General features: G+C 70.1%; 22 protein-coding genes, 1 tRNA gene and 1 pseudogene. 21 read left to right on the plus strand and 3 right to left on the minus strand.

All coding sequences use genetic code 11. The features are described 5' to 3' along the window. Positions 1-2: 2 nt before the first annotated feature. From menD to FFS15_RS00725, 4 genes are all read left to right on the plus strand, one after another. Positions 3-1,820, plus strand: coding sequence for a 2-succinyl-5-enolpyruvyl-6-hydroxy-3-cyclohexene-1-carboxylic-acid synthase (menD, locus tag FFS15_RS00710; protein WP_137843087.1), 1,818 nt, complete (start codon positions 3-5; stop codon positions 1,818-1,820). Positions 1,821-1,877: 57 nt separating this feature from the next. Then, positions 1,878-2,741 (plus strand): PPK2 family polyphosphate kinase, encoded by an 864-nt coding sequence (locus tag FFS15_RS00715; RefSeq protein ID WP_137843088.1) that lies wholly within the window; start codon positions 1,878-1,880, stop codon positions 2,739-2,741. Positions 2,742-2,805: 64 nt separating this feature from the next. Next, positions 2,806-3,171, plus strand: coding sequence for a PadR family transcriptional regulator (locus tag FFS15_RS00720; protein WP_137843089.1), 366 nt, complete (start codon positions 2,806-2,808; stop codon positions 3,169-3,171). Beyond that, entirely contained in the window at positions 3,168-4,058 is an 891-nt protein-coding gene (locus tag FFS15_RS00725) for a permease prefix domain 1-containing protein (RefSeq protein WP_137843090.1), read from the plus strand. Before FFS15_RS00720 ends, FFS15_RS00725 begins: the two co-directional genes overlap by 4 nt. A 119-nt stretch (positions 4,059-4,177) precedes the next feature. Here the strand turns inward: FFS15_RS00725 and FFS15_RS00730 are convergent, their stop codons facing one another. Next, positions 4,178-5,473, minus strand: coding sequence for an isochorismate synthase (locus FFS15_RS00730; RefSeq protein ID WP_137843091.1), 1,296 nt, complete (start codon positions 5,471-5,473; stop codon positions 4,178-4,180). Positions 5,474-5,527: 54 nt separating this feature from the next. Here FFS15_RS00730 and FFS15_RS00735 point away from each other — a divergent pair, with 54 nt between their 5' ends. From FFS15_RS00735 to FFS15_RS00760, 6 genes and pseudogenes are all read left to right on the plus strand, one after another. Continuing rightward, positions 5,528-6,067, plus strand: a complete 540-nt coding sequence (locus tag FFS15_RS00735; RefSeq protein WP_249353608.1) for a DUF402 domain-containing protein — start codon at positions 5,528-5,530, stop codon at positions 6,065-6,067. A gap of 19 nt (positions 6,068-6,086) precedes the next feature. Beyond that, positions 6,087-6,824, plus strand: a complete 738-nt coding sequence (gene ubiE, locus FFS15_RS00740; protein WP_283205743.1) for a bifunctional demethylmenaquinone methyltransferase/2-methoxy-6-polyprenyl-1,4-benzoquinol methylase UbiE — start codon at positions 6,087-6,089, stop codon at positions 6,822-6,824. A gap of 45 nt (positions 6,825-6,869) precedes the next feature. After that, positions 6,870-7,925 carry a polyprenyl synthetase family protein gene (locus FFS15_RS00745; protein ID WP_137843092.1) on the plus strand — a complete coding sequence of 352 codons (1,056 nt, stop codon included), beginning with the start codon at positions 6,870-6,872 and terminating at the stop codon, positions 7,923-7,925. Positions 7,926-7,941: 16 nt separating this feature from the next. Continuing rightward, the gene (locus FFS15_RS00750; protein ID WP_137843093.1) at positions 7,942-9,315 is read left to right on the plus strand and encodes an FAD-dependent oxidoreductase; all 1,374 of its coding nucleotides are present in this window, start codon (positions 7,942-7,944) and stop codon (positions 9,313-9,315) included. Positions 9,316-9,852: 537 nt separating this feature from the next. Next, positions 9,853-10,302, plus strand: a pseudogene (locus tag FFS15_RS18780) (DUF559 domain-containing protein); the annotation flags it as partial. 73 nt (positions 10,303-10,375) lie between these two features. After that, positions 10,376-11,350 carry an alpha/beta hydrolase gene (locus FFS15_RS00760; protein ID WP_137843094.1) on the plus strand — a complete coding sequence of 325 codons (975 nt, stop codon included), beginning with the start codon at positions 10,376-10,378 and terminating at the stop codon, positions 11,348-11,350. 21 nt (positions 11,351-11,371) lie between these two features. Here FFS15_RS00760 and FFS15_RS00765 read toward each other — a convergent pair whose 3' ends face one another. Further along, positions 11,372-11,860: a YajQ family cyclic di-GMP-binding protein gene (locus tag FFS15_RS00765; protein ID WP_137843095.1), complete on the minus strand. Its 489-nt coding sequence runs from the start codon at positions 11,858-11,860 to the stop codon at positions 11,372-11,374. A 278-nt stretch (positions 11,861-12,138) separates the two neighbouring features. Here FFS15_RS00765 and FFS15_RS00770 point away from each other — a divergent pair, with 278 nt between their 5' ends. From FFS15_RS00770 to FFS15_RS00815, 10 genes are all read left to right on the plus strand, one after another. Then, positions 12,139-13,371: an extracellular solute-binding protein gene (locus FFS15_RS00770; RefSeq protein ID WP_137843096.1), complete on the plus strand. Its 1,233-nt coding sequence runs from the start codon at positions 12,139-12,141 to the stop codon at positions 13,369-13,371. 111 nt (positions 13,372-13,482) lie between these two features. Next, on the plus strand, positions 13,483-15,090 hold the full coding sequence (malF, locus tag FFS15_RS00775; RefSeq protein WP_137843387.1) for a maltose ABC transporter permease MalF: 1,608 nt from the start codon (positions 13,483-13,485) through the stop codon (positions 15,088-15,090). 1 nt (position 15,091) lies between these two features. Continuing rightward, a complete protein-coding gene (locus FFS15_RS00780) occupies positions 15,092-16,102 on the plus strand; it encodes a sugar ABC transporter permease (RefSeq protein ID WP_249353610.1) in 1,011 nt (336 codons plus the stop codon). Between the two features lie 7 nt (positions 16,103-16,109). Then, the gene (locus FFS15_RS00785) at positions 16,110-17,594 is read left to right on the plus strand and encodes an alpha-amylase family protein (RefSeq protein ID WP_137843097.1); all 1,485 of its coding nucleotides are present in this window, start codon (positions 16,110-16,112) and stop codon (positions 17,592-17,594) included. Positions 17,595-17,759: 165 nt separating this feature from the next. Next, positions 17,760-19,649 (plus strand): glycoside hydrolase family 13 protein, encoded by a 1,890-nt coding sequence (locus FFS15_RS00790; protein ID WP_137843098.1) that lies wholly within the window; start codon positions 17,760-17,762, stop codon positions 19,647-19,649. A gap of 52 nt (positions 19,650-19,701) precedes the next feature. Further along, positions 19,702-20,613 (plus strand): bile acid:sodium symporter family protein, encoded by a 912-nt coding sequence (locus tag FFS15_RS00795; RefSeq protein ID WP_137843099.1) that lies wholly within the window; start codon positions 19,702-19,704, stop codon positions 20,611-20,613. An 86-nt stretch (positions 20,614-20,699) separates the two neighbouring features. Beyond that, a complete protein-coding gene (locus FFS15_RS00800; RefSeq protein ID WP_137843100.1) occupies positions 20,700-21,200 on the plus strand; it encodes an FBP domain-containing protein in 501 nt (166 codons plus the stop codon). Beyond that, positions 21,197-22,114 (plus strand): PfkB family carbohydrate kinase, encoded by a 918-nt coding sequence (locus FFS15_RS00805; RefSeq protein ID WP_137843101.1) that lies wholly within the window; start codon positions 21,197-21,199, stop codon positions 22,112-22,114. The genes FFS15_RS00800 and FFS15_RS00805 overlap by 4 nt, the downstream gene beginning before the upstream one ends. Positions 22,115-22,210: 96 nt before the next feature. Further along, a tRNA-Tyr gene (locus FFS15_RS00810) sits at positions 22,211-22,295 on the plus strand. A 127-nt stretch (positions 22,296-22,422) separates the two neighbouring features. After that, positions 22,423-23,394 (plus strand): hypothetical protein, encoded by a 972-nt coding sequence (locus FFS15_RS00815; RefSeq protein ID WP_137843102.1) that lies wholly within the window; start codon positions 22,423-22,425, stop codon positions 23,392-23,394. 12 nt (positions 23,395-23,406) lie between these two features. On the opposite strand, the gene FFS15_RS00820 is transcribed toward FFS15_RS00815, so the two are convergent. After that, complete coding sequence (locus FFS15_RS00820; protein WP_137843103.1) at positions 23,407-24,996, minus strand: NAD(P)/FAD-dependent oxidoreductase; 1,590 nt, start codon at positions 24,994-24,996, stop codon at positions 23,407-23,409. A 120-nt stretch (positions 24,997-25,116) separates the two neighbouring features. Between FFS15_RS00820 and FFS15_RS00825 the strand changes: the two genes are divergently transcribed. Then, entirely contained in the window at positions 25,117-25,917 is an 801-nt protein-coding gene (locus tag FFS15_RS00825) for an inositol monophosphatase family protein (protein WP_137843104.1), read from the plus strand. Positions 25,918-25,968 lie beyond the last annotated feature (51 nt).

Consider the following 25,968-nt stretch of genomic DNA (forward strand, 5'->3'; position numbering starts at 1 on the left):
CCGTGGCGGGCACAGAGCGCCGGCGGGAATCCGCCGCGACCGACGCCGCGGCAGCGCTCCTCGGCCGCCTCGTCGAACTCGGCGTGGAGCACATCGTCCTGAGCCCCGGGTCGCGCTCGCAGGCGCTCGCTCTGGTGGCCGCTGAGCTCGAGGAGCGGGGCGCCGTGCGCCTGCACGTCCGCATCGACGAGCGTGTGGCGGGCTTCACCGCGCTCGGCATCGGCCGCGAGAGTCGCGTGCCGGCCGCGCTGATCTGCACGTCCGGGACCGCCGTGGCGAACTTGATGCCGGCGGCGTTGGAGGCCCATCACGCCGGTGTGCCGCTGCTGCTGCTCACCGGCGACCGACCACCCGAGCTCCGCGGCGTCGGCGCCAACCAGACCACGCGGCAGCCGGGCATGTTCTCGCCGAGCATGCGCTACGAGGCGGATCTGCCGGTTCCGGAGGAGCCCGATCCGTCCGGCGATTCCGAGCAGAGCCTCATGCTCCGCACCGTCGCCGAAGAGGCGTTCGCCGCGGCCCTCGGCGAAGGTCTCCGCTCGGCCGGACCCGTCCACCTGAACCTGCCGTTCCGCGAGCCGCTCGCAGGATCCCTGCCGGGGTGGATGGGGGTGCCCGCCGTCGAACTCGAGACCGCCGCCGACGAAGACCCCGACGGTCCGCCCCCGGCCGATGACCCGCTCGCCGAGGATGAGATCTCGGGTGCGCTTTATCAGGGCGGCGGCGGGATCGGTGAGTCGGACGTGCCGATCGAAGCCGAGGACGCGCCGTTCGTCCTCGTGCGGGGTCCGCGAACGATCGTGATCGCGGGTGCGGATGCCGGTCCCGATGCGGAAGAGCTCGCCCACGTCGGCGGCTGGCCGCTCGTCGCCGAGATCGTCAGCGGTGCACGTTTCGGCCGCAATCTCGTCCACGGCTATCGCGGGATTCTCGCCGACGCCGACCTCGGCGGCCGCGTCGAGCGGATCGTCGTGCTCGGCCACCCGACGCTCAGCCGCGAATCCGCGGCGCTGCTGTCCGACGCCGAGATCGAGGTCGTGGCCCTGCGCGGTCCGGGCGAGCCGCTCAACCTCAACGGTGCGACGAGCGCGGTCGACAAGATCGCCGTCGCCACGGGGGCAGTCGACCGGGAGTGGCTGGGCGCGTGGCTGCAGGCTTCGCGTGCGGCATCCGTCGATCTCTCGCCCGATGCACCCGATGCGCAGGCGCTGTCGTCGGCGGTGCCCGAAGAGCGGCTCGGCGCGATCGCCGCCGAGCTCGCGACGATCCGCCGGCCCCTCGACCGCCCCGGCCTCGTCGACGCGTTGTGGCGGGCGACGTGGCCGCACGACCGCCTCGTGTTCGGCTCGTCGCGGCTCGTGCGTGTGGCCGATGCGATGCTCGGCGGCAAGAAGGTCCCAGTGCACGCCAACCGCGGGCTCGCCGGCATCGACGGCACGGTGGCGACCGCGCTCGGGGTCGCGCTGGCGAGCCAGGCGGGCGGCGCTCCGGGAGTCACCCGTGTCCTCCTGGGCGATCTCGCCCTTCTCCACGACGTCGGCGCGCTGCTCCTGCCGCCGGGAGAATCGGAGCCCCGGATTCAGGTCGTGGTCGGCAACGACGGCGGCGGCACGATCTTCGATGACCTCGAGGTGGCGGCGGTCGCGGCGCCCGCCGCCATGGATCGCGTGCTCTACACGCCGCAGACCGCGCGTTTCGAGCAGCTCGCGCTCGCGTTCGGGTGGGAGTACCAGCGGGTGACGACGCGCACCGCGCTCGATCAGGCGCTGACGGCCCCGGTCGGCGGTCGGCAGATCATCGAGGTTCCGCTGGCGCGCTGAGCGCAGCATCCGTCGTCGCCCTTTCGTGGTCGGCAGTCCGCCCGCCAAGATGGGCCCATGACGGCGAAGAGTCAGAAGAACTGGACCGGTGAGGCCGGCGACCTGCTGCGCGTGGGGAACGGCTTCCGTCTGGGCGCCGTCGATCCCGATGCGACGCCGGGCTACGACGCCGGCAAGGATGCCGCTGCCGACGACCTCGCGGCGGGTGCCGTGCAGCTCGACGAGTATCAGGAGCGGCTGTTCGCGCAGAGCCGCGCGGAGGCGACGGATGCCGCCGTGCTGCTGGTGCTGCAGGCGATGGACTCCGCCGGCAAGGGCGGCATCGTGCGGCATGTCGTCGGGGCGGTCGACCCGCAGGGCGTCTCGATCACGGCGTTCAAGAAGCCGACGCCCGATGAGCTCGCGCACGACTTCCTGTGGCGCATTGAGAAGCGCGTGCCGGTACCGGGCTTCATCGGCGTCTTCGACCGCTCGCACTACGAGGACGTGCTGATCGGCCGCGTGCGCTCTCTCGTCCCCGAAGCGGAGATCGAGCGGCGGTACGGCGCGATCAACGACTTCGAGAACCGGCTGACGGATGTCGGCGTCCGCATCGTCAAGGTGATGCTGCACATCTCGTCCGACGAGCAGAAGGCGCGGCTCACCGAGCGGCTCGACCGCGCCGACAAGCACTGGAAGTACAACCCCGGCGATGTCGACGAGCGGGCGCTGTGGCCGGCGTACATGGACGCGTACCAGACGGTCTTCGAGCGCACCTCGACCGACCACGCGCCCTGGCATGTGGTGCCGGCGAACCGCAAGTGGTACGCGCGCCTGGCGGTGCAGGACCTGCTGCTCGAGGCGCTCGAGGGGATCGACCCGCAGTGGCCGGTGGCGACCTTCGATGTCGCCGTCGAGAAGGCGCGCCTCGCCGCGACCTGAGGGTCCATGCTCGACGTCGGGCGAATCTGTTCGATCAAGTACTTTGTCTGATACAGTACTTGCCATGACACAGGACGACGCCTTCGCCGCAGATCTTCTGCGCGGGCACACCGACACGATCGTGCTCGGCGTGCTGCGGCCCGGCGACCGCTACGGGTTCGAGATCTACAAGGCGATCCGCGATGCCACCGGGGGAGACCACGAGATCAAAGAGGCGACCCTCTATGCGACATATCGCCGCCTCGAGAAGGACGGGCTCGTGGAGTCGTACTGGGGCGACGAGACGCAGGGCGGCCGCCGCAAGTACTACCGGATCACCGACGCCGGCCGCGCGGTCTACCAGGGCAACGTCCGGGCGTGGATCGCGACCAAGCGGATCATCGACGCGCTCCTGGATCTCAACAGCACCGACGTGAAGGAAAAGCCATGAACACCGACATCCACCGCCTGCTCGACGAGGCGTTCTCGGGCATCGAGATGACGCCCGACGCGCAGGACCTGAAGGAAGAAGTCCGCGCCAACCTCGTCGCCCGCGTGGACGAGCTCGAGAGCGCGGGAACATCGCCGTCGGATGCCGCACGCGCGGCGTTCGGCGAGCTCGGCGACGTACGCGAGCTGCTCGACGGAGCCGACGTGGCCGTCGGAGTCCCCCACGCCTCGAGTTCGTACGCGGCGCTTCAGCTCCGCCACCGCGTGCGCCCGAAGGCCGGCTTCGTGGTGCGGGCCGTCGTCTGGTCGCTCGTCTTCGTGGTCGGCACGACCCTCGCGGTGCTCGGCGCCACCGGTGTGCTGCCGGCAGGGCCCATCATCGGGCTGCTGGGCATGGCGTCGACCGGTCTCGCCCTCCTCGTCGGAGACTCGCTCTCGCAGGAGACGACGACCAACCACCCGATGCCCGAGAACCGTGCGGCCGGCTACTTCCTCGCCACGCTGCTCGGGGCATACGGCCTCGGGTTCGCGCTCGTGGTCGCCCTCGGTGCGCTTCCCGTCTGGTGCGTCGTGTTCGCGGCGCTCGGCGTGATCGGCTCGATCATCCTCTTCGCCTTCCTGTTCGCATCGCAGACGAATCGGCACAAGGCCTGGGTACGGCAGGCGCAGCTCGACCCCGCTCGCATCGGCACGCGGTTCGAAGACGAACCCGAGACCGGGGCGCGTTTCGGCATCTACTCGGCCGTCATCTGGCTCGTCACCTTCGTCGTGATCGTCGTGCTCGTCTTCACGGTCGGCTGGTGGTGGGCGCCGCTCGCCTTCGTCGGCGGCTTCGCCGCGATGATGCTCCTGCTCGCGCGGATGCTGTTCGGCCCGCGGAAGTCCTGACGCCGCCCTTCGTCTCGGGCGCTTCGCGGCCTCGCTCAGGGACCGGTGGGTCGCTGAGCGAGCGCAGCGAGACGCCCTTCGTCTCGGTCGCTGCGCTCCTCGCTCAGGGACCAGCGCGCCTACGCCAGCGCGTCGACGATCGGGCGGAACTTCACGCGCGTCTCGAGCATCTCCGACTCGGGGTCGCTTCCGGCCACGATGCCGGCGCCCGCGTGCGCGGTGACGGGGATCGCGTCGGCGCTGCCGACGGGCACGGCGTGCAGGTCGAACTGCGCGCAGCGCAGCGCGATAGCCCATTCGCCGTCGCCGTTCGCGCCGACCCAGCCGACGGGTCCGGCATAGCGCCCGCGGTCGAACGGCTCGAGCCGGCGGATCACCTCGACTGCAGCATCCGTCGGCGTGCCCGCCACCGCGGCCGTCGGATGCAGCACCGACAGCAGATCCAGCGACGAGGCGGAGCCCGCGAGCTCGCCCTCGACGTCCGTCGCGAGGTGCCACACGTTCGGAAGCTTGAGGGTGAACGGCTGCTCGCTCGCGGCGAGCGCGCTCGTGTGCGGCCGCAGCGACGCCAGCACGCTCTGCACGGCGTACTCGTGCTCGTCGAGGTCTTTCGCGCTCGTTGCGAGCGTGAGCGAGGCCTCGGTGTCGGCGTCCGCGTCGGCGCCGCGGGGCGCCGTGCCGGCGAGCACGCGCGCGGTCACCGTTCCGCCCGAGACCGTCACGAGCGTCTCGGGGCTCGCACCCACCAGCCCGTCGACGGCGAAGGTCCAGCAGTCGGGATAGCCCGATGAAAGTGCGCGGACCAGGCGGCGCAGGTCGGATCCGGCAGGTACCGTGCCGGCGAGGTCGCGCGCGAGCACGACCTTCTCGGCCTCGCCGGCGGCGATGACCGCGAGCGCCGCGCGCACGGCGGATTGGTATGCGTCGGGGCCGAGCGCCCCGGGCCCGAGCGTCGCCGACCAGTACGGCCCGAACGGCGTCGGCTCGGGGAGCGCGTCAGTCGTCGACGTCGCGTCGGGCGACTCGGGCTGGTCGTCGCGTGTGATGCGCGTCACCCACGATCGCCGCCCGCGGCGGCCGACGACGACCGCCGGCACTGTGAGGATGCTCGAGGCCGCCGATCGGGCATCGAACGCGAACGAGCCGAACGCGATGAGTCCTGAGCCCGGGGCGCCGACGGGGTCGTCGATCTCGGCGTTCGCGGCGAGGCTGCGCCACTGCTCGGCGACGTCCGATTCTGCCGCCCCGCCCGCGACGGCCACCTCGAGGACCGAGCCGGATCCGACCATCGCATCGCCGCGGCGGCCCCAGAAGAGGGGATCGTGCGGTGAGGCGAACTCGAGCACGTCGTCGACGGCCTCGATCTCGCGTGTGACGACCCGCAGCCGCGGGGTGCGCAGGGGCGGACGGGTCACCCCTCCAGCCTAGACTCGCGCACCGCTGGAGGACGCTGCGCTTAGAATCGCGCCGTGAACGACGCGATTCCTCCCGACCCCGGCACCCGGCTCATGTTCCGCTGGCGCAAGTGGGACGGCGGCCCGCACTGGGTGCACGAGTGCGTCTATCTCGGCCGTGATCAGTGGGGCGACTGGTTCGGGCAGCTGCCCGGCTGGCACAGCTCGCGACCCGGTCGCGACTTCGTGCCCGAGCATCCGAATGTCACCCTCGTCGACCCGAACGGCGAGTACGCGTATACGCACAACGCATCGCCGCACCGCACCCGCGTCTACATCGACCTGGGGTGGGACATCCGGTGGCAGGGCGATGAGCCGAGCGGCATCGACATGGATCTCGATGTCGTCGACCGCGCCGACACCGGCGTGTACGTCGACGACCGCGACGAGTGGGACGAGCACCGAGTCGCCTACGGGTACCCGAGCGAGGTCGTCGAGCGCCTCGAGGCGCTGGCCCTCGACCTCGAGGCGCGGGTTCGTGCGCAGACGGCGCCCTTCGACCAGCGCACAGCTCGGGAATGGCTGGAACGGCTCGACGCCCTCGGCCTCTCCTGACCCGGCCTAGACTCGACGCGTGAGTCCGCACGCGCCCGAGCACGAGCCGAACCGCGCCGATCTGTACAAGGATCCGGCGCGCGTGAGCGGCATGTTCGATCAGGTCGCCGCCGGTTACGACCGCACGAACACGGTGCTGAGCATGGGCAACGACCGCTTCTGGCGCGCGGCGACCACGCGCGCCGTCGACCCCCGCTACGGCCAGCGCATCCTCGATCTCGCCGCAGGCACGGGTGCTTCGAGCGTCGCCCTGGCCCGCAGCGGGGCGTTCGTGGTCGCCGCCGACTTCTCACCGGGAATGATCGCGGAGGGCAGGCGCCGCCATCGCGGCATCCCGAACCTTTCGTTCGTGCAGGCCGACGCGACCGATCTGCCGTTCGCCGACGCCGAGTTCGACACGGTGACCATGTCGTTCGGGCTCCGCAACGTCAACGAGCCCAAGAAGGCGCTCGCCGAGCTGCTGCGGGTGACGCGCCCGGGTGGCCGGCTCGTGGTGTGCGAGTTCTCGCATCCGCCGTCGAAGGCCTTCAACGGGCTCTACCGCTTCTACAACGACCGGGTGCTCCCCGTGGTCGCGAAGTCGATGAGCTCGAACGCCGAGGCCTACGACTACCTCAACGAGTCGATCCGAGACTGGCCCGACCAGCCGACGCTGTCGGCGTGGATCCGCGAGGCGGGATGGACCGATGTCGCCCACCGCAACCTGTCGATGGGCATCGTGGCACTGCACCGGGCCGTGAAGCCCCTCGCGCGCTGACTTCACGGCGGCTGTGCGCTGCGCGCACCCCGGTAGGCTGTGCGTGTGACTCCCTCAGCGTCCGGCCCGCACATCGCGGGCAAGCTGGGTCTGTCCGACCGCATCTTCGCCGGACCGCGTTCGCGCAAGCTCCTGGCGACGGTCGAGGCAGGCCTCGAGCGCGTCGACCGCGCGCTCGAGCGCGAACTGCGAGTGACCGATGCCCTCGCCGACGCGGCGAGCCGCTACCTCTACGAGGCCGGCGGCAAGCGCGTGCGGCCCATGCTGGCGCTGCTGACCTCGCAGCTGGGCGACGGCGCCAACGACGACGTGATCGACGGCGCGGCTGCGCTCGAGATGACCCATCTCGGATCCCTGTACCACGACGATGTGATGGATGCCGCAGACCGCCGTCGCGGTGTGCCGAGCGCGCACGCGGTGTGGGGCAACAACGTCGCGATCCTCACCGGCGACCTCCTCTTCTCGCGTGCGAGCCAGATCATGGCGCGCTTCGGCGACCGGGCCATCCGCCTGCAGGCCGACACCTTCGAACGGCTGGTGCTCGGGCAGATGCACGAGACGGTCGGTCCGCAGGACGGCGACGATCGGGTCGCGTTCTACCTGCAGGTGCTCTCCGACAAGACCGGATCCCTCATCGCCGCCGCCGCGCAGGCCGGGGTCATCTTCTCGAACGGCCCGCGCGAGTTCGAGCAGCCGATGGTGACGTTCGGCGAGAAGGCCGGCGTGGCATTCCAGCTGCTCGACGACGTCATCGACCTGTCTGCCGACCCTGACGAGACCGGCAAGGTCCCCGGCACCGATCTGCGGGCGGGAGTCCCGACGATGCCGTATCTGGTGCTCGGCCAGCGCACCGACGACGATTCGCGCGCGCTCGTCGCCGAGATCGACGCCGGCGTCGCGCGCATCGCGGACGGCGCCGATCCCGCGCTCCTCGACGAGCCGCTCGCGCGCCTGCGCGACCACGACGCCACTCAGGCCACCCTCGATCTCGCCCACGCGTGGTCGAACGAGGCGGTCGAGGCCCTCGCGCCGCTGCCCGATGGGGCGGTCCGCGAGGCGCTGACCCGATTCGCGCGCGCCGTCGCCGACCGTTCCAGCTGAACCCCGGAGAGCACCTATGACCAAGCTCCGTCTCGCCATCGTGGGCGCAGGCCCGGCCGGCATCTACGCCGCCGACATCCTCCTGAAGGCCGAGCGCAAGTTCGACGTCTCGATCGACCTGTTCGAGCAGCTTCCCGCTCCCTACGGTCTCGTCCGCTACGGCGTCGCGCCCGATCATCCGCGCATCAAGGGCATCATCACGGCGCTGCGAGAAGTGCTCGACCGCGGTGACATCCGCATCTTCGGCAACGTGCGGTTCGGCGAGGACATCACCCTCGAAGACCTCAAGCACCACTATCACGCCGTCATCTTCTCGACCGGCGCGATCCGCGACACGAGCCTCGACATCCCCGGCATCGATGCCGAGGGCTCGTACGGTGCGGCCGACTTCGTCAGCTGGTTCGACGGGCACCCCGATGTGCCCCGCGACTGGTCGCTGGATGCGGCATCCGTCGCCGTCGTGGGCAACGGCAACGTCGCGCTCGACGTCGCCCGCATGCTCGCCAAGCACGCCGAAGACCTGCTGCCGACCGAGATCCCCGACAACGTCCACGCCGGGCTCGTCGCCTCGGCGGTCACCGACGTGCACGTGTTCGGGCGTCGCGGCCCGGCCCAGGTGAAGTTCACCCCGCTCGAACTGCGCGAGCTCGGCGAGCTCCGCGACGTCGACATGGTCGTCTACGACGAGGACTTCGACTACGACGATGCGTCGCGCGCGGCGGTCGCCAGCAACAAGCAGGTCATGGTCATCGACCGCGTGCTGCAGTCGTGGCGCAAGCGTCCCTCGGCCAACAATGCCGGCGGCGAGGCGTCGCGTCGTCTGCACCTGCATTTCTACGCCAAGCCGCTCGAGGTCGTCACCGACGACGAGGGTCGTGTGGCGGGTTTCCGTTACGAGCGCACGCGCCCCGACGGCGAAGGCGGAGTGGTCGGCACGGGCGAGATCCGCGAGGTCGCGATCCAGGCGATCTACCGCGCCGTCGGCTACTTCGGCTCGCCGCTGCCGGGCGTCCCCTTCGACAAGCGCCACGGCGTGATCCCCAACCACGAGGGCCAGGTGCTGCGCAAGGACTCGAACGAGCGCGTGCCCGGCGTCTACGCCACCGGCTGGATCAAGCGCGGCCCGGTCGGCCTCATCGGCCACACGAAGTCCGACGCGATGGAGACCGTCCGCCACCTCATCAACGACCAGGGTTCGTGGTGGCAGCCGTCCGATCCCTCGGAGGCCGCCATACCGGCGCTCCTGGCCGAGCGCGGCGTCGCCTGGACCGACCTCGACGGCTGGCATCGCCTCGACGAGCACGAGATGGCCCTCGGCGCCCCGCACGAGCGGGCACGCATCAAGGTGGTCCCGCGCGACGACATGATCCGGATCTCGCGCGGCGAGTAGCCGGGGTGCGCGTGCTGCGGCGCGTGCTAAACGGAGGAGATCGGCAGAACGGAGGACGGATGCCGCGGCATCCGTCCTCCGTTTCGCGGATCTCCTCCGAAATGCGAGCACTCGTGCCGCCGTGGGGCCGCATCCTCCCCAGTCGTGGTTCAGGGCCTCGCTGTCCACAGGCCTGGACATCCGCGGCGGAATGAGAGCGGCTCTCCCGATACTCGGAGGATGCCGCCGCAGCTGCTCCTCACCGCGGACCGGCTCGCGGCCGAAGTGCGCAGGCGCGGCGGCGTAGTCCGGGTGCGGGTGCTGCGCGACGCGGGGTTCAGTCGCGCGCACATCGACGGGGCCGTGCATGCGGGCGTGCTGACGCGCCTGCGCAACGGCTGGGTCGCGAATCCGGATGCCGATCCCCATCTCGCGGCAGCCGCGCGCGCCGGAGTCGTGGTCACCTGCATCACCCAGGCGCAGCGCCTCGGGTTGTGGGTGCTCGACGACGGCATGCCGCACGTCGGCGCACCTCCGCACGCCGGGCGCGTGACCTCGATGCGCGGAACGATCCACTGGGCCGTGCCGCTCGTGCCGAGGCATCCCGACCTCCTGGCCGACCCCGTCGAGAACGTGCTCGGCCTCGTCGCCGTGTGCCAGCCGTTCGAGTCCGCGCTCGCGGTGTGGGAGTCCGCGCTCCAGAAGGATCTCGTGCCGCGCAGCGCGCTCGAGCGGCTCGATCTCGGCCCGGCTGCGCGACGGCTCCTGGCTTCGGCGCAGCCCTTCTCGGACTCCGGCCTCGAGACGTTCGTCGTGCCGAGGCTGCTGTGGCTGCGGCTGCCGCTGCGTCGCCAGATCTGGATCCACGGCCACCGGGTCGACCTCCTGATCGGGGATCGCCTCGTGCTCCAGATCGACGGCGGTCACCACGTCGGGCGGCAGCGCGAGGCCGACATCGCGCACGATGCCGCGCTCGTGCTCCTCGGGTACCACGTGATCCGCGTCGGCTACGGGCAGATTGTCGATCCCCTCCGAGATGCGAGAGCCGCACCGCCCCGAGCCGTCCCCCTAGGCTGGGCGTGTGTCCCGCAACTGGGTGCCCGACATCCTCGGCAAGCCGTTCGAGCAGCTCACGCTGCCGCTCGAAGGCGCCGACGGACCGGTCGCGACGGTGGTGCGCAGCATCCCGAATCCGCTGCTCTCCTTCCTTCGCCCGGCGGCCGACATCGACGTGCTGTACGTGCACGGCTGGTCGGACTACTTCTTCCAGACCGAGCTCGCCCGCTTCTGGAACCACCTCGGTGCGCGCTTCCACGCCCTCGATCTGCGCCGGTACGGCCGGAGCCTCCGACCGGATCAGGTGCCCGGCTACGTCGACTCCCTCGACGAGTACGACGACGACATCGACGCGGCGCTCACCGCGATCGGGCATGGGGTGGATGCTGCATCCCGGCGTCGCCTCATCCTCCTCGGGCATTCGACCGGGGGTCTCACGCTGACGCTGTGGGCGGCCCGCCACCCGGGGCGCGCGAGCGCGCTGGTGCTGAACAGCCCGTGGCTCGAGCTGCAGCTCGGCGCCCTCGGCCGGCAGGCGATCGCCCCGATCGTGGGGATGCGGGCGCGGTTCGATCCGCTCGGCACGCACCCCGCGGTCGACCTAGGCTTCTACACGCGCGCGCAGACCGAGGTCGGGGCGCTTCCCGTCGACGGGTATCGATCCGAGTGGCGGCCGCCGCAGGGCTTCCCCACGCACCCGGGCTGGCTCGCGGCGATCATCGAGGGTCACCGGCGCGTGGCGTCGGGGGTCGATGTCGGGTGTCCGGCGCTCGTGCTGCTGTCCGCGCGGTCGACGCCGGCGTTCTCGTGGAACGACGCAATGGCCGCGACCGACTCGGTGCTCGTCGTCGACGACATCGCGCGCAGCGCCACGCGCATCGGGTCACTCGTGACGATCGCGCGCATCGACGGTGCGATCCACGACGTCTTCCTATCGCGGCAGGAACCCCGCGTGAAGGCGTACACCGAGCTCGAGCGGTGGGTCGCCGCGCTCCCGTGAGGCTGCCCGGTCGTGCCGGGGCTACCGGTAGTTGACGAACTGCAGGTCGACGTCGAGATCGGCGGCCTTGAGCATGCGCTGCACTTCCTGCAGGTCGTCGCGGCTCTTGGACTGTACGCGCAGCTCGTCGCCCTGGATCTGCGACTTGACGCCCTTGGGGCCTTCGTCGCGGATGATCTTCGAGATCTTCTTGGCGTTCTCGGACGAGATGCCGTCCTTGATCGTTGAGACGATGCGGTACTCCTTGCCGCTGGCGAAGGGCTCGCCCGACTCGAGGCTCTTCAGCGAGATGCCGCGCTTGATGAGCTTGGACTGGAAGACGTCGAGGACGGCCTTCGCGCGCTCTTCGGTGCTCGCCTTGATGAGCACCGACTCGCCGCTCCACTCGACCGAGGCGCCCGTGCCCTTGAAGTCGTAGCGCTGCTCGATCTCCTTGCGCGCCTGGTTCAGGGCGTTCTCGGCCTCCTGGTGGTCGACCTTGCTCACGATGTCGAAAGAGGAATCAGCCATGCCGGGCATTCTATCCGCAGGGCTGCGGGCAGTGCCGGGCCCGCTGCGGCCGCGCCGCGCGGCATCCGTTCGTACTTTCGTCGGATTTGCAAGCGATTGCATGGACCCGCCGATGGTCACAGCCTGATATCGAATGGGTCCTGCCGTTTGCACAATCGAGGATCCCGGGTAAGAATGTAAGCGCTTGCATTCCCCTGCAAGTCGAAGGACGGTCTTCAACGGTGCTCTGCGCCGGCTGAGGCCGGACAATCCGAAAGCACTTTGAGAGAGGCACACCGATGAAGGTGAACATGAAGGGCGCGCTGGCACTGAGCGCCGTCATCGCGTCCAGCGCGATCGTTCTGGCAGGCTGCGCGAGCGGCGGCTCCGCCGGCGAGACCAGCGAGCCGGCCGAAGCCGCAGGCTCGCTGGTCGTCTGGGTCGACGCCGAGCGCGTCGATGCGCTGCAGGGCGCAGCCGACGCATACACCGAAGAGACCGGTGTCGAGGTCGAGCTCGTCGGCAAGGACGTCAACACGATCAAGGATGACTTCATCCAGCAGGTTCCGACCGGCGAAGGCCCCGACATCACGATGGGTGCGCACGACTGGCTCGGCGAGCTCTCGACCAACGGCACCGTCGCACCGCTCGAGCTGGGCGACAGCTCGGCCGACTACCTCCCCGTCGCGCTCCAGGCGTCGACCTACGAGGGCACCGTCTACATGCTCCCGTACGCCGTCGAGAACATCGCGGTGCTGCGCAACGCCGACATCATCCCCGAGCCGGCAGCGAACTTCGACGACATGATCGCGAAGGGCACGGCCGCCGGTCTCGAGCAGCCGTTCGTCGTCGAGCAGGGCGCCGAGGGCAACCCGTACCACCTGTACCCGTTCCAGACCGCGTTCGGCGCCCCCGTCTTCGGCACCGACGACTCGGGCAGCTACGACCCGACCGACCTGCAGCTCGGCAGCGAGGGCGGCTTCGCCTTCGCCGACTGGCTCGCAGCCCAGGGTGCCGCCGGCACGCTGAACACCGACATCGACGGTCAGATCGCGAAGGACAACTTCCTCACCGGCAAGTCGGCCTTCTGGCTGACCGGCCCGTGGAACGTCGGCGCGGCCATCGACGGCGGCATCAACGTCGCGATCGACCCGATCCCCAGCCCCACCGCCGAGGTCGCTCAGCCGTTCGCCGGCGTCAAGGGCTTCTTCGTCTCGTCGGAGTCCGAGAACAAGGTCGCCGCGAACGACTTCCTCGTCAACTACATCGGCACCGAAGACGTTCAGCTCTCGCTCTTCGAGGCCGGCAACATCCTCCCCGCCCTGACGGCTGCCGCTGACGCCGCCGCGAGCGACCCGATCATCGCCGGCTTCCAGGCCGTCGGTGGCGACGCCGTCCCGATGCCGGCCATCCCGGCCATGGGTTCGGTCTGGGCGTTCTGGGGTGTCGCCGAGGCTGCGATCATCAACGGCGAAGACCCGACGGCGACGTGGCAGAAGCTCGTCGACGACGTGACGGCCGCCATCCAGTAATACGCGGACCGCATGCCCCCACGGGGGTTGCGATCCACATCGTCGGGGCGGATGCTGAACGCATCCGCCCCGGCGATGCCGTACACACGACGAGGACGACGCATGACTGAGATGACCGACACGGCGGTGGACGAGAAGCCGCCGACCGCGCGCCAGCGCCGGGCGGCCTCGATGGCCGAATCGGCAGGCGGCCGCACACGCTGGCTGCTGCTGAAGATCCTGCTGCTCGCGATCGTCGACGCCGTCGCCGTGTACGCGGTGTTCGTCCTCTTCGGCGCCGAAGAGTGGCTCGTCCTCGCCGGGGTCGTCGCCGTCACGATCCTCGTCAACTGGATCTACTTCTCACGCAAGCAGATCGCCCCGAAGTACCTGATCCCCGGGGTGCTGCTCCTGATCGTCTTCCAGGTGTTCACGCTCGTCTACACCGGCTACATCGGGTTCACCAACTACGGAACCGGGCACAACGGCTCCAAGGAGCAGGCCGTCTCGTCGCTGATGAGCTCGGCGCTCGAGCGTGTGCCCGACTCGCCGACCTACGGTGTCACCGTCGTCGAGCGCTTCAACGAACTCGGGCTGCTCGTCACCGACCCCACCGACGGCGACGTGAGCGTCGGCACCGCGACCGAGCCGCTGAGCCCCGCCGACGGGGCCGAGATGGACGGCGACAAGGCCGTTGCCCTCGACGGGTGGACGACCCTGCAGTTCGCCGATGTGCTCGCCCGCAGCGACGAGATCACCGAGCTCGCAGTTCCGTTCAGCGACGACCCGAACGACGGTGCTATCCGCACGCCCGACGGGCAGAACGGCTACCTCTACGTCTCGACGCTCGAGTACGACGAGCAGGCCGGCACGATGACCGACACGAACACCGGCGTCGTGTACACCGACATCGGCACCGGCGCGTTCACCTCGGAGGACGGCGAAGAGCTGCTCCCGGGCTGGCAGATCGTCGTCGGGTTCGACAACTTCGTGCGCGCCCTCACCGACACCTCGATCCGCGGACCCCTCCTCGCGGTGACTGTCTGGACCTTCGTCTTCGCGATCGTCTCGGTCGTCACCACGTTCGCCCTCGGACTCCTGCTCGCGGTCGCCTTCCAGTCCAAGCGGATGCGCGGACGCAACATCTACCGCATCCTGCTGATCCTCCCGTACGCGTTCCCCGCGTTCCTTTCCGCTCTCATCTGGCGCGGCATGATGAACGAGAGCTTCGGATTCATCAACCAGGTGCTGCTCGGCGGCGCCGAGGTGCCCTGGCTCACCGATCCGTTCGTCGCGAAGATCTCGGTGCTGCTGGTGAACCTGTGGCTCGGCTTCCCGTACATGTTCCTCATCTGCATGGGCGCCCTCCAGGCGATTCCCGACGAGCTGACCGAGGCCGCCAAGGTCGACGGCGCGAACGCGTGGCAGACTTTCCGACGCATCAAGTTCCCGCTGCTGCTGGTCACGGTGACGCCGATCCTCATCGCGTCCTTCGCGTTCAACTTCAACAACTTCAACCTGATCTACATGCTGACCAACGGTGGGCCGCGATTCTCCGATGTGTCGATACCGGTCGGACACACCGACATCCTGATCTCGATGGTCTACAAGGTCGCCTTCACCGGGCAGAACCGCGACTACGGGCTCGCATCGGCGTTCACGATCCTGATCTTCATCGTGGTCGCGGTGATCGCGATCGTCTCGTTCCGCCGCACCAAGGCACTCGAGGAGCTGAACTGACATGAGCGAGAATCCAGCACCCCGCGCCGAGCCCACGATGGGCAAGCGGATCACACAGCAGGTCTTCATGGGCGCCACGTCCGAAGAGGTCAACCTCTACTCCGACGGCACCGCAGGCAACAAGCCCGTCAAGCGCGCGAAGGGCGAGAAGCGCCGCCCCTTCGGCCGCTGGTTCCGTGAGGACGGCTGGCGCCACGTCATCGCCATTGTCGTCGCGATCTTCGCGGTCTTCCCCCTGCTGTACGTGCTGTCGGCATCCCTCAATCCCCGAGGAACCCTGACGGGATCGAACCAGCTGTTCTCGGCGTGGAGCCTCGACAGCTACGTGCGGATGCTGACCGACCCGCAGGTGCCGTACACCCAGTGGTACGCCAACACCCTGATCATCGCGATCGTGACCGGCTTCGTCATGGTCTTCATCGGGGCACTCGCGGCCTATGCCTTCTCGCGTATGCGGTTCATGGGTCGCCGGGTCGGGCTCACCACGATCGTCGTGGTGCAGATGTTCCCGCAGCTGCTCGCCGTCGTCGCGATCTTCCTGCTGATGACCTCGATCGGCGACTGGTTCCCCGCGATCGGCCTCAACACCCACACGGGCCTGATCCTCGTCTACCTCGGCGGCGCGCTGGGCGTGAACACGTTCCTCATGTACGGCTTCTTCAACACGATCCCGAAGGAGCTCGACGAGGCCGCGAAGATCGACGGCGCGGGCCACGCCCGCATCTTCTTCACGATCATCCTGCGGCTGGTCGCGCCGATCCTCGCGGTCGTCGGGCTGCTGTCGTTCATCGGGATCGTGAACGAGTACGTGATCGCGAGCGTCATCCTCATCGACTCCGAGAAGCAGACGCTGGTTGTCGGCATGGTCAAGCTCGTCTCCAACCCGCGGTACGCGGACTGGTCGGCGTTCTCGGCCGGCGCTGTGATGGCGGCGATCCCCGTCCTGATCGTGTTCCTGCTCCTCCAGCGCTACGTCGTCGGAGGCCTCACGGCCGGCGCGACCAAGGGATGAGTCCCGCGTGAGCGGCCGCCGGCGCATCCCCGGCGCGATGCGGATGCTGTCGGCGGCGCTCGCCGCGGCTTCCCTCGTCGCGATGGCCGGGTGTGCGGCGCCCGCGCCCGACGAGCAGGCCGGAGAGCCCGACGTCGGCATCCAGCTCTTCCAGTTGCCGTGGGTCTCGATCGCCGAGGAGTGCGAAGAGACGCTCGGCCCGAACGGGTTCGCGTGGGTGCTCACCTCGCCGCCGAACGAGCACATCGTGCGCGACGAGTGGTGGGCGTCGTACCAGCCGGTGAGCTACGCGGTCGAGTCCAGGCTCGGCACGCGCGACGAGTTCGCCGACATGGTCGCGCGATGCGATGCGGCCGGCGTTGCGATCATCGCGGATGCCGTGATCAACCACATGACGGGACAGGACTCCCCGGGTGTGGGGTGGGCGGGCTCGGCCTACGAGCACTACGACTACCCGGGCATCTACGGCGACGACGACTTCCACCGCTGCGGCCTCACGCCGAACGACGACATCGCGGACTACACCTCGCGCGAGCAGGTGCAGACGTGCGAGCTGGTGAACCTCGCCGATCTCGACACCGCGAGTGATCGCGTGCGGGGAACGATCGGCGCCTACCTCGACGATCTGCTCTCGCTCGGCGTCGCAGGCTTCCGCATCGACGCTGCCAAGCACATGGCGGCAGACGACGTCGCCGCGATCGTCGCGGAACTGCCCGAGGGCACCCGCATCCTCAGCGAAGTGATCCGCGGGGGAGGTGAGCCGGTCACGCCTGAGGAGTACACCGGCTTCGGCGACGTCTTCGAGTTCACCTACGCGCGCGACCTCGGCCCGGCGCTCGCCAGCGGCATCGTCAACGATCCGCCGCAGGGCGACGAGCGCCCGCAGCACGTGCCCGCAGACCGCGCGATCGTGTTCGTCGACAATCACGACACCGAGCGTGGCGAGGCGGACGTCACCGCCCGCGACGGCGCGCTCTACGTGATCGCGAACGCGCTCATGCTCGCCGACGACTACGGCACGCCGGTCGTGTACTCGGGCTACGCGTTCAGCGACCGCGATGCCGGCGCTCCCGCAGACGCCGACGGCCGCGTGCTCGCGGCATCGTGCGCCGACGCCACGGGGCCCGCCGCGTCGTACCCGGACGGGGAGCGCACGTGCGTGCAGGCGTGGCCGGCGATCGGCGGGATGCTCGCCTTCCGCGCGGCGGTCGGCGACGCGCCCCGACTCGACGGCGTGCGCGCGGACGGCGCCTACGGCTTCGAGCGTGAGGGCCGCGGCGTGGTCGCCGTCAATCCCGGAGGTCTGGCTGCGACGATCGAGATCCCCACCACGATGCCCGCGGGCGAGTACTGCGACGTCGTCACGGGTGGTCGCGACCCGGTCGAAGGCGACGGATGCCGGGGCCTCGCATTCACGGTCGACGACGGTGTCGCACGCTTCGCGCTCGAGCCTCTCGCTGCGGCGGCGATCCATGTCGGAGCGCAGTCGTGAACAGCGTGCGCTGAGGCGCAGCATCCGCTCACCCCGGCGTGCCACAATCGACCTCACAACCGAAGAACAACCTGAGGGCTCTGTCATGGCATCACGCCGTGCAACCACGTCGCAGTGATCCCGCTCCCGCGCGGCGCCGCCGTGTGAATCCCCGAAAGGTCCGGCATGACTTCGCTCCTTCCTCACCACGACGGCTCGCCGCTGCACGTCTCGGATCTCGCGCCGGCGCTCGGCGACGTCGTCACGGTGCGACTGCGCGTTCCCGCCGGCTACGGGCCGCTCGCGGTCGTGCGGACGCGCTCGAACCCCGATCACGAGCCCGAGTGGTCCGACGCGGTTCATCTCGGCGAATCGGACGGCTGGGACTGGTGGGAGGCGCCCGTGACGGTGCGCAATCCCCGGCACGGCTATCGGTGGATGCTGCAGCTCGAGAACGGGGCCGTGGAGTGGCTGAACCAGACGGGGCTGCACCGCATAGAGACGCTCGACGCCGAGGACTTCGCGCTGGTCGCCACTCCCGCGCCGCCGGCATGGCTCTACGACGCCGTGATGTACCAGGTGTTCCCCGACCGGTTCGCGCGGTCGGAGCATGCAGGCGCCCGGGAGCTGCCTGACTGGGCGATCCCCGCAGAGTGGGGCGACGCCCTCGACCCCGTCATGCCGGGGCGTGCGCAGCAGTTCTTCGGCGGCGACCTCGACGGGGTGACCGAGAAGCTCGACCACCTCGTGTCGCTGGGTGTGAACCTGCTCTACCTCACGCCGGTGTTCCCGGCCGCTTCCAACCACCGCTATGACGCCTCGAGCTTCGACCGGGTCGATCCGCTGCTCGGCGGCGACGAGGCGTACATCCGGCTCATCGAGGCGGCGCACGCGCGCGGAATCCGCGTGATCGGCGACCTCACGAGCAATCACTCCGGCGATCGGCACGAGTGGTTCCAGGCGGCGTTCGGGCACCCCGGAGCGCCGGAAGAGGAGTTCTACTACTTCACCGACGACGCCAACACCGCGTACGAGTCGTGGCTCGGCTACCCGAGCCTGCCGAAGTTCAACTGGGCCTCCGAGGAGCTCCGCGCCCGCTTCATCGAGGGCGAGGACTCGATCGTCGCGAAGTGGCTGAAGCCGCCGTACAGCGCCGACGGCTGGCGCATCGACGTCGCGAACATGACGGGGCGCCTCGGCGCCGTCGACCTCAACGCCGAGGTGCGTCAGCTCTTCCGCGAGACGATGCTCGCCATCAACCCCGACACGATCCTTCTCGGAGAGTCGACCAACGACGCCGCGAGCGACCTGCAGGGCGACGGCTGGCACGGCGCGATGACCTACCCGAGCTTCACGCGGCCGGTGTGGGGATGGCTGAGCACGCCCGACGGCGCGCCGTACATCACGTCGGACGACGACGAGGTGACCGAGGCCTGGTTCTTCGGGCAGCCGGTGGGCGGCATCCCGCGCTACACCGCCGCCGACTTCGCCGAGGCCGTCGTGCGCTTCACTGCCGGCATCCCGTGGCGCGTGCGGCTCGGCAACATGCAGCCGCTCGACACGCACGACACGGCCCGCTTCGCGACGAACGCCGCAGCCGGAACCGTGCCGGTCGCGGCAGGGCTCTCGATGACGCTGCCGGGGCTGCCGGTCGTGTTCGCCGGCGACGAGTTCGGGGCGCTCGGGGTCGACGGCGAGATGAGCCGCACGCCGATGCCGTGGGGGAGCGAGAGCGAGCCCGCGACCGCCGAGCGCCTCGCGCTGTACCGCGACCTCATCGCGCTCCGTCGCGCGCACCCGGCGCTCGCGACCGGTGGATTCCGCTGGGTGCACATCGACGACGAGACGGTCGCGTTCGTCCGCGAATCGGCCGACGAGACGATCCTCGTGCTGGCTACGCGCGGGGGAGCGGATGCCGACCTCGCGCCCGGCGCGCTGCCGGGCGCGGCGGCTGCCGAGGCCCGCTTCGGCGACGCGACCCTCGCGGTGGCCGACGACGGCGCGGTGCTGCTGTCGGCGGAGGGCCCGGCGTTCGCGGTGTGGAGCCTGCCGGGGGTCATCGCGCCCGCGGGGTGATCTGTCCACAGGCGGCTGACACCCGGTGGCCGTATCAGGCACACTGAGTTCCATGTCACCGTTGACCACCATCGGCCTTCCCGTGGCCCTGGGCATCATCATGTTCGGCCTCGGGCTCAGTCTGACCCTCGGCGATTTCGCCCGGGTCCTGAAGCAGCCCAAGGCGGTGATCATCGCTCTCGTGTGCCAGCTGGTTCTGCTGCCGGCGATCTGCTTCGGCCTGGTGCTCGCGTTCCAGCTGCCGCCGGTCCTCGCGGTCGGCATGATGATGCTGGCGGCCTCGCCGGGCGGCACGACCGCGAATCTCTACAGCCATCTGTTCCGCGGCGACATCGCTCTGAACATCTCGCTCACCGCGGTCAACTCCGTCATCGCCGTCGTGACGCTGCCGCTCATCACCAACTTCGCGATCTGGTACTTCGACCCCTTCGACGACCAGCTCGGCATGCAGTGGGCCAAGGCCGCCGAGGTCTTCGCGATCGTGCTCGTGCCCGTCGCGGTCGGCATGGTGGTGCGGAGGTTCTGGCCGAAGTTCGCCGACAGGATGGACAAGCCGGTGCGCATCGCTTCGGTCATCATCCTGATCGTCGTGATCGCCGGCGCCGTCGCCGCGAACTGGGACCTGCTCGTGGCGAATTTCGCGCGCCTGGCCCTCATCACGATCGTGTTCTGCCTCATCAGCCTCGCGATCGGGTATCTCGTGCCGCGCTGGCTCAAGGTCGGCAAGAGGCAGGCGATCGCGACGTCGTTCGAGATCGGCATCCACAACGCCACGCTCGCCATCGTCATCGCCCAGTCGGTGTTGGGCTCGGAGGAGCTGAGCCTGCCCGCGGCCGTGTACGGCGTGCTGATGTTCTTCATCGCGTTCGGCTTCGGCTTCCTCATCCGCGACCGCTCCGCCGCCGCGGCCGACGAGGCCGCACCGGCGGCTGAGCCCGGCAAAACCGAGCCTGCGCCGGCCTGATTTCGCGCGCCACCGGATGCCTCCGTCACCCGCACAGGGTGGCGGAGGCATCCGTCGTTCGTAGACTGAGGGCTCGAGGAGGTGCCATGCGCCCACTGACCGAGCAGGACGTGCGTTCATCGTTCGTCAATGCCTCACCCGACGACCTGCGGCTCGTCGCGCTGCCGTCGGACTTCGTCCTGGTCGACTGGGACCATCTCGACTTCTTCGCGTGGCGCGATCCGCGCACCCGCGGACGGGGGTACGTCATCATCGAGGTGGACGGCGAAGCGCGCGGCGTGGTGCTGCGGGCCTCGGATACGTCGTCGCATGCGCGCTCGGCGATGTGCAACCTCTGCCACACGATGCAGCCCGCCGATCAGGTCGCCCTCTTCACTGCGCGCAAGGCCGGGGATGCCGGTGACAACGGCGACAGTGTGGGCACGTACATCTGCACTGACCTGTCGTGCCACGAGAACGTGCGCCTCGCGGCTCCGCTCGCGCCCAGCGAGGTGCGGGCGAGCGTCGATCGCCGCATCGACGGCACGCGCCGGCGCACCGAGGACTTCGTCACCCGCGTCTTCGAGAACGCGGGGAGCCGCCGATGACCGGGCATGTGGTGGTCGTCGGCGATGCACTCATCGACGAGCTGCGCGATGATGCCGGTGTTCGTGAGTTCGTGGGCGGCGCTGCGCTGAACGTCGCGGTGGGGCTCGCGCGGCTCGGCCTGCCCGCGACGCTCATCGCGATGGTGGGCGACGACGAGGCCGGTGCCCACGTGCGCTCGTATCTCGCCGACTACGGGGTCGAGCTGATCGGCACGTCGTCCGAGTACGGCACGGCGCGCGCGGTGAGCACCCGCAGCGGCGGTGGCGAGCCCGCGTACGTCTTCAACGAGGCTTCGCAGCGGCGCCGCATCCACTTCGGCGAGCGCGAGAGGCGGGCGATGTCGGATGCCGACCTCGTCGCGGTGAGCTGCTTCGCCTTCGACGACGTGGCACAGGCCGACGAATTCGCGGGTGCTCTCGCTCGATCGGGCACCCCGCTCGCGATCGATCCGAATCCGCGTACGGGCATGCTCCACGACCGGGACGCGTTCGTCGCGTCGTTCGAGAAGCTCGCCGCCTCGGCATCCCTCGTGAAAGTCGGCGAAGACGACGCTGCCGTTCTCTACGGCACCCCGCTCGACGCATTGCGCGCCCGGCTCATCGACCTCGGAGCGGGCGCCGTACTGGCGACCGAGGGAGCGGCCGGCGCCACGATCGAGTCGGACGGGGTCGTCGTGACGCGCCCGATCTCGACTCTTCCCGGACGCATCGTCGACACGATGGGGGCGGGAGACGCCGCCTTCGCCGCGACGCTCGCTTCCCTCGTGGACGGTGCGCCGACGGACGCCGACGGGTGGGGTGCCGTCCTCAACGACGCGATGGATGCCGCGGCCGCCACCTGCCGGTTCGAGGGGGCGCTCCTGCGCCTGCCGTCGGCGCTCCGCGACCTCGATCTCGACGGGATCGGCACCTGAGCACGACGGGCCGCCTCGATTTCGAGCACTGCCCGTCACCGAGTATGATTGTTGATCGCGCCTCCGGTCGTCTGAGAAAGTCGGACGGATGCGTCTGGCGAGTTACCCAAGCGGCCAAAGGGATCTGATTGTAACTCAGCTGTCATCGACTTCGGGGGTTCGAATCCCTCACTCGCCACCAGTCGGAAAGCGCCCCTTCGCGGGGCGCTTTCTCGTTTCCGGAGTCGGGGATCCCCGCGACGGGCGCCCCGTGTCAGGATGGGCGTGCGGGCGCGCGCCCGCACGTAGAGCCGACAGTGAGGATCGCCATGACCGACCCCCGTGACGATGCCGCGCAGACCGACACTCCGCTGTCGTCGCTCCTGCGGGCCGCGATCTGGGTCGCGATCGGCGCGCTCATCGCCGCCGCGATCGTGTGTGTGATCTGGGTGCTGGTCGGGTCGCAGAACGGCATCGTCGGGCGGGCGTTCCTCACGATCCTGCTGCTCGTCGGCTTCGCCGGCGTTGCGATCCTCGACGCACACCTCGCACCGAAGCGGCCGGCGTGGTTCGCGCTGGCGAGCATGGCCTCGTGGGTCGTCGCGCTGCTGGTCGGCGCCGTCATGATCTGGATGCCGGAGCGCTACGCGTGGGGCGGGTTCTCGCGCCTGCTTCAGTTCCTCGTGATCGTGCTGATCCTCCAGCTGGCGCTGTTGCATGTGCGGCTGTACGCCAAGGCGTTCCAGCGGTACGTCACCCCGTTCACGCAGGTCGTGGCCGTCATCACGATCGCGCTCGTGGTCGGGCTCGCCGCGCTGCTGATCATCCCGCTGGTGCTCAGCGAGTACACCGATTTCCCCGAGCTCTATTGGCGCGTGGTCGTGGCCGTCGCGATCCTCGCGGCCGTCGGCACGACGCTCATCCCGCTCGTGAACGTACTGTTCGCGCCGCGTCGACCGCGCGCACCGCGGCCGACGGGGATCTACGCGCCACAGCAGCCGCAGGGGTACCCGAGCTACGCGCAGAACGACCCATACGCCGCGCTTCCGGCCGCGCCGGCCGATCACCGGGCTGCCGAGGCAGAGCTGCTGCCGTGGCCGAACTTCGCCGACGGCTACACGCCGCTGCCGATGCTCCCCGACGGCTCACCCGACTGGAACGCCTATTACACGGGTCAGCCGACGCCCGGTGCCCATGTGTTCGCGCTGCCGCAGGCGGCGGTCGAGCCGGCGCCCGTCGCGCCTGCGGCGCCCGGGTACGAGGGCTACCCGCCCCCGCCGCCGCTTCCGCCCCGGTCGTAGGCGTCGCCGGCGTCAGCCCGCGAGCATCTCGAGCGCCGCCATCGCCGCGCTGTGCCCGCCCAGACCGCTCACGGCCCCGCCGCGGCGTGACCCCGATCCGCACACCAGAACCCGGTCGTGCGCGGTCGCGACGCCCCAGCGCTGGGCCGGCGTCTCCAGGGGCTCGTCGTCGTCGGCCCAGGGCCACGACAGGTCGCCGTGGAAGATGTCGCCCCCGGCCATGCCGAGCGAGTCTTCGAGGTCGGCGGTCGTACGGGCCTCGATGCAGGCCGAGCCGTCGGGGGCCTCGAATACGACGTCGGCGATGGGCTCGGCGAGCACCGAGTCGAGCGAGCGCTGCGCCGCCGCGAGGAGCGCCGCGCGTGCGGCATCCCGATCCTCGCCCGCCACGAGTCGGTGAGGCACCTGCAGGCCGAACAGGGTCAGGGTATGTGCACCCGATGCCCGGAGATCCTCGCCGAGGATCGACGGGTCGGTGAGCGAGTGACAGTAGATCTCGGCCGGAAGCGGGTTCGGGATGCCGCCGCCCACCGCCGTCGCGTGCGCGGCGTCGAGCTGGCTCATCGTCTCGTTGATGTGGAAGGTGCCGCCGAACGCCGCCTCAGGTGTCACCGCGGCGTCGCAGAGCTTCGGAAGCCGCCGCAGCAGCATGTTGACCTTCACCTGGGCGCCTTCGGGAGCCTGGTCTTCGCCGTCGGGCGCGGCGCCACCGGCGCGCAGGAGTCCGGCGAGCACCGCCGGACCGACTCCCGACAGCACCAGGCGTCCGCGCAGCGTCTCGGGACGGGATCCGCCGACGGTGACCTCGCCGTCGGGGCTCACGGCCGTCACCTCGACGCCGGTGCGCAGGTCGGCGCCCGCCGTGCGCGCGGCACGCTCGAGCTCGCCGCTGACCTGGCCCATCCCGCCGACCGGGACGTCCCAGTCACCGGTTCCGCCGCCGATCACGTGGTACAGGAAGCAGCGGTTCTGCCGCAGACTCTCATCGTCGGCGGTCGCGAAGGTGCCGATGAGGCCGTCGGTCAGGGCGATGCCGCGCGCGATGTCCGTGTCGAGCGATGACCGCAGCACCGCGCCGAGCGGGTTGTCGACGAGGTCGTCCCACAGGCGGTCGTCCGCGACCGCGATCCTCACGGCGCTGCGCCGGCGCAGCGGCTCGGTCATCGTCGGGAACACCGCGCGCGCGGCCGGTTCGAGCCGGGCGGTGAACGAGGCGAACCGGTCGGCCTCGCCGGTGGTGCCGGTCACGCGCGCGAAGGAGGCGCCGGTGGCCTCGGCATCCGCGTTGTCGATGAGGATGCCGCGAGCCGGATCGGCAGGGTCCGGCGTGTAGGACGAATACCGCCGCCGTCGCAGCGCGATGCGGAGGTCGAGGTCGTCGATGATCGCGCGCGGCAGCAGGCTCACGAGGTACGAGTAGCGCGACAGCCGCGCGTCGACCCCCGCCCACGGGCGCTCCGATACGGCGGCGCCGCCGACGTGATCCAGGCGCTCGAGCACGACGACCGATCTGCCCGCACGGCCCAGGTAGGCGGCGGCGACGAGAGCGTTGTGCCCGCCGCCGACGATGACGACGTCGTGGGTGTGGACTCCGCTGACCATCCCCCCACGCTAGCCCTCCCGCGCCCTTCCGTTTACGGACGGGACACGCCGCCGGCTCGTCCCGCTACGCGGCGCGTCTCGTCCGTAAACGGTGGTGGGGGAGGGGGATAGCGTGAAGGGATGACACGTGCGCAGCAGCTCGAAGCCATCGCGATCGACATCGCCCGAGAGGCGGGGGAACTCGCTCGACGGCGCCGCACCGAGGGCGTGTCGATCGCGGCGACGAAATCGTCGATCGCCGACATCGTGACCGAGGCCGATCGCGAGGTCGAGGACCTCATCCGGGCGCGCCTGGCGGCGGTGCGGCCCGACGACGGCTTTCTCGGCGAGGAATCGGATGCCGCGACCGGCACGACCGGCATCACGTGGGTCGTCGACCCGATCGATGGCACCGTGAACTATGCGTACGGCATCCCCTCGTACGCCGTGAGCATCGCTGCCGTCGAGGGCGACCCCGTGCCGGAGCACTGGGACGCGCTCGCCGCCGTCGTCTTCAACCCGGCCTCGGGCGAACTCTTCCGTGCCGCGCGCGGGGAGGGCGCATGGCTGGACGATCAGCGTCTCGCGGTGAACGCCGAGCCGTCGTCCGCGGGCGCGCTGCTGGCCACCGGCTTCGGCTATGACCCCGCCACCCACGCCGGCGACCTCGCCCGCGTCGCCCGGGTCATGCCGATGGCACGAGACCTGCGACGGATCGGCGCGGCATCGCTCGATCTCGCCTTCGTCGCCAGCGGGCGCCTCGACGGGTACTTCGAGCGCGGGCTGCATCCGTGGGATCACGCCGCCGGCGCGCTCCTCGTGACCGAGGCCGGCGGCGTGGTCGGCGGGGCGGGGGAGAGCGGCTCGCCGTCGCGCGCGATGACCGTCGCGGCCGGGCCTGCGCTGTTCGATGCGCTGCGTCGCGCGGCCCTCGGGGACTGATCGTTCCGGGATTGTGAAGATTCCGAACGAATCGGCGCGTCGACGGCGTGC

The organism is Microbacterium sp. 2FI (genome assembly GCF_005502885.1).
GTDB lineage: Bacteria > Actinomycetota > Actinomycetes > Actinomycetales > Microbacteriaceae > Microbacterium.

Coding starts and splice junctions, on each gene's coding strand:
- FFS15_RS00715 (WP_137843088.1), top strand. CDS start 1,878: ATGACGGCGAAGAGTCAGAAGAACTGGACCGGTGAGGCCGGCGACCTG.
- FFS15_RS00720 (WP_137843089.1), top strand. CDS start 2,806: ATGACACAGGACGACGCCTTCGCCGCAGATCTTCTGCGCGGGCACACC.
- FFS15_RS00725 (WP_137843090.1), top strand. CDS start 3,168: ATGAACACCGACATCCACCGCCTGCTCGACGAGGCGTTCTCGGGCATC.
- FFS15_RS00750 (WP_137843093.1), top strand. CDS start 7,942: ATGACCAAGCTCCGTCTCGCCATCGTGGGCGCAGGCCCGGCCGGCATC.
- FFS15_RS00765 (WP_137843095.1), bottom strand. CDS start 11,860: ATGGCTGATTCCTCTTTCGACATCGTGAGCAAGGTCGACCACCAGGAG.
- FFS15_RS00770 (WP_137843096.1), top strand. CDS start 12,139: ATGAAGGTGAACATGAAGGGCGCGCTGGCACTGAGCGCCGTCATCGCG.
- malF (WP_137843387.1), top strand. CDS start 13,483: ATGACCGACACGGCGGTGGACGAGAAGCCGCCGACCGCGCGCCAGCGC.
- FFS15_RS00780 (WP_249353610.1), top strand. CDS start 15,092: ATGAGCGAGAATCCAGCACCCCGCGCCGAGCCCACGATGGGCAAGCGG.
- FFS15_RS00790 (WP_137843098.1), top strand. CDS start 17,760: ATGACTTCGCTCCTTCCTCACCACGACGGCTCGCCGCTGCACGTCTCG.
- FFS15_RS00795 (WP_137843099.1), top strand. CDS start 19,702: ATGTCACCGTTGACCACCATCGGCCTTCCCGTGGCCCTGGGCATCATC.
- FFS15_RS00800 (WP_137843100.1), top strand. CDS start 20,700: ATGCGCCCACTGACCGAGCAGGACGTGCGTTCATCGTTCGTCAATGCC.
- FFS15_RS00805 (WP_137843101.1), top strand. CDS start 21,197: ATGACCGGGCATGTGGTGGTCGTCGGCGATGCACTCATCGACGAGCTG.
- FFS15_RS00815 (WP_137843102.1), top strand. CDS start 22,423: ATGACCGACCCCCGTGACGATGCCGCGCAGACCGACACTCCGCTGTCG.
- FFS15_RS00820 (WP_137843103.1), bottom strand. CDS start 24,996: ATGGTCAGCGGAGTCCACACCCACGACGTCGTCATCGTCGGCGGCGGG.
- FFS15_RS00825 (WP_137843104.1), top strand. CDS start 25,117: ATGACACGTGCGCAGCAGCTCGAAGCCATCGCGATCGACATCGCCCGA.